The sequence below is a fragment of the Candidatus Protofrankia californiensis genome, from assembly GCF_900634765.1.
Classification (GTDB): Bacteria; Actinomycetota; Actinomycetes; order Frankiales; family Frankiaceae; genus Protofrankia; species Protofrankia californiensis.
Map to the genome: position 1 here is coordinate 1 of NZ_CAAAFT010000373.1, position 1,001 is coordinate 1,001.

At 69.3% G+C, this 1,001-nt stretch carries 1 protein-coding gene; it reads right to left on the bottom strand.

Annotation, left to right across the window (positions count from 1 at the left end; genetic code table 11):
* Positions 1-1,001, bottom strand: a 1,001-nt coding sequence (locus DD1DGNOD_RS19025; RefSeq protein ID WP_131770748.1) for a Gfo/Idh/MocA family protein, incomplete at both ends; no start/stop codon positions are given.

Here is a 1,001-nt window from a genome sequence, read left to right on the forward strand (position 1 = left end):
TCTGCGCGGCGGCGAGATCGGAGATCGTGACCTGGGCCTCGGCGCCGCCGGCGAAGTGCAGCAGGATGCGGGTGTGGTCGGCGTTGCTCACGTGGTGCCACACCCGCTTGTGCGCGGTTGCCGACACCCACTCGACGGGTTCGGTGAGCAGGTCGAGGATCCAGTCCAGGTGAGCGAAACCGCGGTCGTAGACGACCCCTCCGCTGACCCTGGCGTCGTCGTGCCAGGTCCCGGCGGGACGCGCGAAGCCGCCCTGGAACGTCTCCAGCCACAGTACGTCACCGACCGCACCTGCCCGGAGCCCATCGTGCAACGCACGGTAACCGAGATCGTCCCGCTGGTCGGGATGGACCGCCAGGACGAGCCCCCGCTCGGAGGCCGCGGCTATAAGATCATCAGCTTCCCGCGTGGACAGGCAGAACGGATGCTCGATCACGACGTGCTTATCGGCCTCGAGCGCCCGCATCGCCCACTCCGTGTGGGTGTGCGTCGGCGTGGCGACGATCATCAGATCGATTTCGGGATCACCGACCAGGTCGGCCGGATTGACGATCCGGCGGGCGGCGCGGTCCCCGGCACGTCCCGGCGGGCGCGACGCGCCGTCGCAGATCGCGGCCATCTCCAGACCCTCGGTCACGTCGACGGCCATGTGGTGGAAGGCGGCGGACTCGGCCGTCCCGAGCAGCCCCACCCGCACCGGCGGCGCGTCACGCACGCCGAGGGCGTGGCGTAACCAGCGTCCGATCAGGCGATGGTAGGCAGGATCAGCGAGCGTCCTGTCACCCGAACCGAGTGTGAGCATGCCCAGGCCCGTCGACGGACGCCAGGTGCACACCGGATGGACTGCCAGCTCATGGCGCACCATCAACAGCTGTTCCACGTCGTCGGCAAGCTTGTCGGGCACGACCCACTGGTCGACCGGGCGGAAGTCGCCGATACGCGTGGTGAACTCCGCGCCGTCCGGGCCCGGCAACAGCCAGAGTTCATGGACCGGCGTCACC